7 protein-coding genes are annotated in these 6,010 nt (G+C 33.6%); all 7 read left to right on the top strand.

The features are described 5' to 3' along the window. Positions 1–2,410: lysozyme family protein (locus AC3WTA_RS27530; protein WP_492333140.1), on the top strand; the 2,410-nt coding region annotated here is incomplete at its 5' end. Positions 2,411–2,434: 24 nt separating this feature from the next. Continuing rightward, positions 2,435–2,746, top strand: coding sequence for a hypothetical protein (locus AC3WTA_RS27535; protein WP_492333141.1), 312 nt, complete (start codon positions 2,435–2,437; stop codon positions 2,744–2,746). Next, positions 2,730–3,434: a CD1107 family mobile element protein gene (locus tag AC3WTA_RS27540; RefSeq protein WP_492333142.1), complete on the top strand. Its 705-nt coding sequence runs from the start codon at positions 2,730–2,732 to the stop codon at positions 3,432–3,434. The genes AC3WTA_RS27535 and AC3WTA_RS27540 overlap by 17 nt, the downstream gene beginning before the upstream one ends. 3 nt (positions 3,435–3,437) lie before the next feature. Continuing rightward, positions 3,438–3,956, top strand: coding sequence for a hypothetical protein (locus AC3WTA_RS27545; protein WP_492333143.1), 519 nt, complete (start codon positions 3,438–3,440; stop codon positions 3,954–3,956). A 4-nt stretch (positions 3,957–3,960) separates the two neighbouring features. Next, complete coding sequence (locus tag AC3WTA_RS27550; RefSeq protein ID WP_492333144.1) at positions 3,961–5,739, top strand: InlB B-repeat-containing protein; 1,779 nt, start codon at positions 3,961–3,963, stop codon at positions 5,737–5,739. A gap of 15 nt (positions 5,740–5,754) precedes the next feature. Further along, positions 5,755–5,922, top strand: a complete 168-nt coding sequence (locus AC3WTA_RS27555) for a hypothetical protein (protein ID WP_000227723.1) — start codon at positions 5,755–5,757, stop codon at positions 5,920–5,922. Then, a partial coding sequence (locus tag AC3WTA_RS27560; protein WP_492333146.1) for a Maff2 family mobile element protein occupies positions 5,922–6,010 on the top strand: 89 nt, incomplete at its 3' end. The genes AC3WTA_RS27555 and AC3WTA_RS27560, both read left to right, overlap by 1 nt.

Raw genomic sequence — 6,010 nt, forward strand, 5'->3', positions numbered from 1 at the left:
ATTGCAAAAGCAATCTTCTAAGTTACTAGAACATAGTACTCAAGAATTAAAGCAACCAGAAAGTACCGTAAAGGTACTAAATAAAAAACAAGAAACAGCCCAACAAAAACAAATTGTAAAAACGATAGATGCTACTGAGAGCCCACCAGAAAAAAGGCAAGGGAAGTTACAGAAGCAATCTTCTAAGTTATCCGAACACATCAAACAGGAATTTCAACCCCATGAAAGTACGGTACAGAAGGTTGATCGTAAGTTTGAAACAGCTGAGCAAAAACAAGTTTCACAAACTAAAAGTGTGATAGAAATCCCGCAACAGGGTACAGATCAAGGGAAATTACAAAAGCAATCTTCTAAACAGTCACAACATATTAATCAAAAGATTCGAAAACAAGATCTTATCAAAGATGTTAAGCAACCAGAGATATTAAAAACATCGCAACAAAAGCAATTAAGCCAAACGGAAAAATCGGTTTTAAAAGAAAGTGAGAAGAGTTCTAAAAAACTATTAACTGATAATCCAAAAGTTCAAAAAGGAATACAGTTTATTGGAAAACTCGGTAAAAATTCAATAATTGCTGTAAAAGCTGAAGCTAAAAATTCCTTAGCTAAAGCTAAGAATACTTTAAAATATGGAGCTAAAGCTTCCCTAAGTAATACAAAGAATTCTGCAAAAAGTGGTATTAAAAAGTATCAAAAAGCATTAGAACAAGGTGATGATGGTGTTAAGGTAACCAGTCAAGGGGTTGCTAAAGGCTATAGATTAACCAGGAAAGGTTTTGGATTAGCCAAAAAGGGTTTTCGAAAATTAAGGAAGAGAAGGCAAGAAAAGCTTTATATAAAAACACTTAGTAAAGAGAAAATTGAAAGCTTCAAAAAAATAAAAAAGCTAGAGAAAAAGCCTAGCGTAAAAAAACTAACGAAAGCAACAGCCAAAAAGTTAACGAAAGTAACAACAAATGTAGCAGGAAGTAGCGCCTTAAAGTACCAACAACAATTAGAAAAAGGTGACGAGGGCGTAAAATTAGCGAGTCAAAGTGCTACAAAAATTGCTAGAGCTACAAAAAAGCTCGTTAAAAATAGAATTAAAGCAAATGCGAAATTAGGGAAAATGGGAAAACCAAAAGGTAAGCTATTACAATTTCCTAAAGATAAACTCAAAGTTGAGTCTAGGACTATCCTAAAGAAAAAAGCTGTTAAAAAGAAGATGTACTACTCTCCACTTCGAGAAAAGAATAAGGCAAGATCGCTTACAAGTATGGCATCTAACGTTAAGGATCGAGTTGCTAATTTGTTTAAAAGCTTAGGTAAATTTAATCTTCAGGCCATCAAAAAGGCAATAGGAACTAAGGTTGCAGCAATAGCTGGTGGTGGATTTGCTGGTGCACTTCCAATAATACTTGTTGGAATTATCCTTTTATTGATAGCGGGTATGTTGGGTGCAGGGACAAAGCAACAAGAACAAATCAGTGGAAACGTTGGTGCTTCGAAAAACTTAGATCCTGACGTTGAAAGATGGAGAGGGTTAGTTGAAAAAGAGGCTGCTGCACAAGGCATGCAGGATTATGTTAATTTGCTTCTAGCAATAATTCAAGTCGAATCAGGAGGGCGTGGCACTCGGGATATTATGCAGTCCTCGGAATCTGCTGGTTATGATAGACCAAACGTATTTCAAACAGAAGAAGAGTCAGTAAGACAAGGGGTAAAGCATTTAAAGGAATGCTTGCTTGCCCTAAAAGCTTTTAACATGGGATACGAAAATAATATTAAAGCACTAGCTCAAGCCTATAATTATGGTAATTATTTCGCAACATGGCTTGGTAAAAGAGGCGGAGAGTATAACCTTGAGGTAGCTGAAGAATACTCACGGACTATAGTAGCCCCAAGTTTAGGAAATACAACGGGAAGAACTATGCCTTATGTCAACGAGACATCACTGAGATTAGGTAAACCTTATAAATACGTTGATGGTGGTAACTTCTTTTACGGTGAATTAATTAGTGAATACATTGGTGGAAGTGGTGCTAACATTTCAGGGGATTTCAAAACAGTATTAACGGAAATTGAAAAGTTTCAAGGATGGCCGTATGTATGGGGCGGTAAAAATCCAACTCAAGGATTCGACTGTAGCGGATTAACATCTTGGGGGTTAAAACAAATAGGAATAGATTTACCATCATACGCACTATCTCAATATGAGTTAACTACACCAATTAATCCAAGTGAAGCACAGCCAGGGGATTTAATCTTTTTCAAAGGTACTTATCAAAGTCCCGATCATATTTCTCACGTTGGATTCTATATTGATGAAAATACTATGTATGATAGTCAAAATGCTGGGATTGGTTATCATAACTGGAAAACTCCATATTGGCAACAGCATTTCGCTGGAATCCATAGGGTAAAAAGATAATTAGTTTTAAAAAAGTATTAAGGAGTGGTTTTTTTGTCAGATCGTATAAAAAAATTAGAGGAAAAAATCGCAAAAAGAAAACAAAGAATTGAAAAACTAAATGATAATTTGAAAGATGAAAAGAACCGATTAGCTACAGATGAAGCCCAACTGTTTAATTTGAAATATAGTGAAGTATTTAAGCGACTTCAAGAAACAGGAGTAAGCCCAGATGAAGCTCTAAAAGCAATTGATAATGAAGTAGAAAAGAGTCAAGTTGAACCGGAAGTAAAAGAGGATAATCAAAGTAATGGTACTAATGGAGAAGGAGCTAATGACTATGTTAAAACTTACTAAACGATCGCTTTTCGCAACGGCTCTAATGTGCTCATTGTCATTTGCAAGTGTTTCCAACTTTGCATACGCAGAGGAAAAGAAAGCTGAAACACCAAAGGTAACAGAAAATAAGTCAGTAGGAGAGCCACCTTCTGGACCAGATGTTAAAGCGGAAAAGAAAGAGCAGGAGGTCGAAGCTCAAACGCCAGCTAGTGTTAACGGAAAAAAGGTAGATGGCACAGGAACAGTAACCGATTTTACAACGAGTGGATCTAAGGCATTTTATACAATCACTGATAAAGATAGTAACGTATTTTACTTGATTGTAGATTTAGATAAAACTCAAAACAATGTTTATTTTTTATCAGATGTTAAAAAGACAACATTAGATGGTACTGCGACCGCAACAACTGGTAAAGATGGTGCAAGTGCTAAACCCAATGTACCAAATCAAAAACTAGCTGAAGCTGATAAAACAACAGCAAATACTCAACCTGTTGCAGAAAAACCAAAAGAAGAAAGTAACAATAATTCGTTTCTACTTATCGTATTAGCACTTGCTGGTGTTGGGGTTGCTTTATATTACTTCCTAGTTATGAAAAAGAAAAAAAATCAAAATAAAGCCAAGGAAGATGAAGAAGTAATGGAAGATGATTATTACGAAGAAAATTTTGAAGAAGAAGAAAAGAAAAACAATAAGGAAGAGTAGTAAATGCTGATTAAAGCCTATATAAAGAAGCATATGTTTCATCTTCCTACTTTGGATAATCAAATACTAGAAACACAAGTTGAGCAGGCTTTAAATAAAAAGATTGATAAATCAAGTGTTTCAAAGCTATATCCGCTTACAAAAATTGAAGATAACGAAAATATATTAATTGAAAAGCAACGTACAAATATTTTTTTACTAAACTTATTGCTCTTAGTATTAAATCGTAACGAAAAAGATATTACCGTTCAAGAGTATTATAATGACGTATTTATCACTTCAAAATTAGAAGAAGAAACGAATTTAATATTAGAGCACCTTTCTTTCGATGAATTAGAAAAAAACATTATGGAGTATGTAACGTATTCTGAAACAAATGAACCCTCCGAAGTAATCACAGAAGTAATTGAAATGCTGGACCAAATGGTAGAAGAAAATGAGGAGGGTTCAGTTTTTGAAAATGTCGAGTTTAGTCTCAATTGGCTAGAAAAGGCCCAAAAAGAATTAAACAGAAGGGATTAATCATATGTGGCGAAAATCAAAGCGGGTTTTAGTAAGTAGTGTTTTATCACTTTCTTTAGTGGGTAACACAACAATCTTTGCTGCTGTAAATGATTCTACAAAAATACAAGAAAATGAAAATATTTCTCGTAATTACTTGAAAGTGAGCTATGAAGGTAAAGTTTTATTTCATGAACAAGTACCATCAAAAACGATGATCCAAGTACTTAATGAAGATAACGAGGTAGTTGAAAGTACTGTTTTAACTAGTGATAAAGAAATGAGTCTTGAAAAGCCTAAGATTAGCAATGGAAAGATGCTGAGTTATTGGACCATTGAAATAAAAGATGGAAAATTACTTATTAAGCCAGTCTTAACAAAAAAAGAAGAATTTTCAGTTAAGTTTTACGTTAAAGATGTGGGTGGGAATTTATTAGAAGACCATAAGCGAATAAAAGAAGTAGCGAAAAGTATTACTAAAGATACAAAGTTAAAAGAGGTTTTACCCGATGTAAATCCAGACAATAATTATAAATTTACAGGCTGGTTTTCAATGGTAGACAAAGGTGATGGGAAAAAGGTCGAGGAAAAATTGCAAAATATTGATGATATTAAAATCACAGATTCTAAAGGAGAATATTATGCAAAATTCTTTTCTGACTTTAATAACAATGGAATTGACGATAAGACAGAAGAAATTACAGTGAACTTTGTAACAAATATAGAAGAGCAAATGGAACCTGTAAAACTAAATGTTGGTCAGAAAATTAAAGTTCCTAAATTGTCTAGTAAAGACAAGATTTTCATCGGTTGGTATACAAATGCTGAGTTAACAAATAAATTTGGCAATGACAATTTAAAAGATTCCATCACACTTTATGCAAAGTGGGAAAATGCTGAAAAAGTAATTACTGAATCTGAAAAAAAACCAATTACAGATAAAGATGTTTCAGATCAGGTCGAAAAGATTTTAAATGAACGTCTTAAAGAATTAGAAGGCCAAACCAACACAGAAAAACCTAACGAAACTACACCTGAAGCATCAAATAAAGAAGCAACTGAAACACCAGCTGGTGCAACAGCTGGAACAACAGAAAAGCCGAAAGATAATAATGAAAACAAAGGTACAGCTACAAATAATAATCAAAAATCGGATACTAACAATTCTAAAGATAATACAAAAACGAATAACAGCAACACTACTCCCCCTACAAGTAATCCCTGGGGAGGTTCAATACAAAACGATACTAAGTTGAAAGATAGTCTAGCTTCAAAAAATCCTAACAACTCGAACAACTTAAACAGCAATAAAGTTAGTGTTTACACTGAAACAAAGTACGTATTTAAGAATAAAAATGTTGGCGAGAAATACATGGTTAAATTCTTAGATGAAAGTGGCGCATTTGTTTCTAGTTTAACTTTACCTTATGGAAAAACAATTAAAATATTAGATGAAAATGAAACCCCTCGTGAAGAATATGCGGTTAGACAAGATACTACAATTAACCTGGATACAGAACGGTATGTGAATAAGGGATCAACATTTTTGGGGCTGGATACACGAAGCGTTCAAGTAAATTCAGCAGAAATAACAGAAGTTTTTCCGACTACGGCAAAGAATAACTCAAATAGCTTTTTATATAAGAAAGATGAAAAAGCTAGTCAAAAGAAAGAATCAAATACTCCATATATAATCGCTATACTGACTACTGTTGCTGCGATCTGTATCATTTTAGGAATATTTTTAATAGCTAGAAACAGAAAGAAGAAAAAACAGAATCCAGACCAAACCATTAATATGTAGAAGGCGGTAAAGACTATGGTAGATATATATTTTGTCATTCAGGTAGTCTTGCTTGTGATAGGTTTAGTGTTTTTAGTAAGAGGCGGTTTAAAACTTATAAAGGGCTATAAAATAGATACTTTGCTATCTATTCTTATAAAAAATGAATTACCAAAAACTAAGAAAGAAAAGGGGAAACAATAATGGGATTTTTCACTACTGGCGTTGATGTATTACAAAAATTAGTAATCTTAATCGGTGCAGGTTTAGGGATTTGGGGAGTTGTAAACTT

It is taken from the genome of Bacillus sp. EB106-07-01-XG149, assembly GCF_058791555.1.

Excerpts from the sequence above, each read along its gene's own strand:
- AC3WTA_RS27545 (WP_492333143.1), top strand. The coding sequence starts at position 3,438 with ATGCTGATTAAAGCCTATATAAAGAAGCATATGTTTCATCTTCCTACT.
- AC3WTA_RS27540 (WP_492333142.1), top strand. The coding sequence starts at position 2,730 with ATGTTAAAACTTACTAAACGATCGCTTTTCGCAACGGCTCTAATGTGC.
- AC3WTA_RS27550 (WP_492333144.1), top strand. The coding sequence starts at position 3,961 with ATGTGGCGAAAATCAAAGCGGGTTTTAGTAAGTAGTGTTTTATCACTT.
- AC3WTA_RS27555 (WP_000227723.1), top strand. The coding sequence starts at position 5,755 with ATGGTAGATATATATTTTGTCATTCAGGTAGTCTTGCTTGTGATAGGT.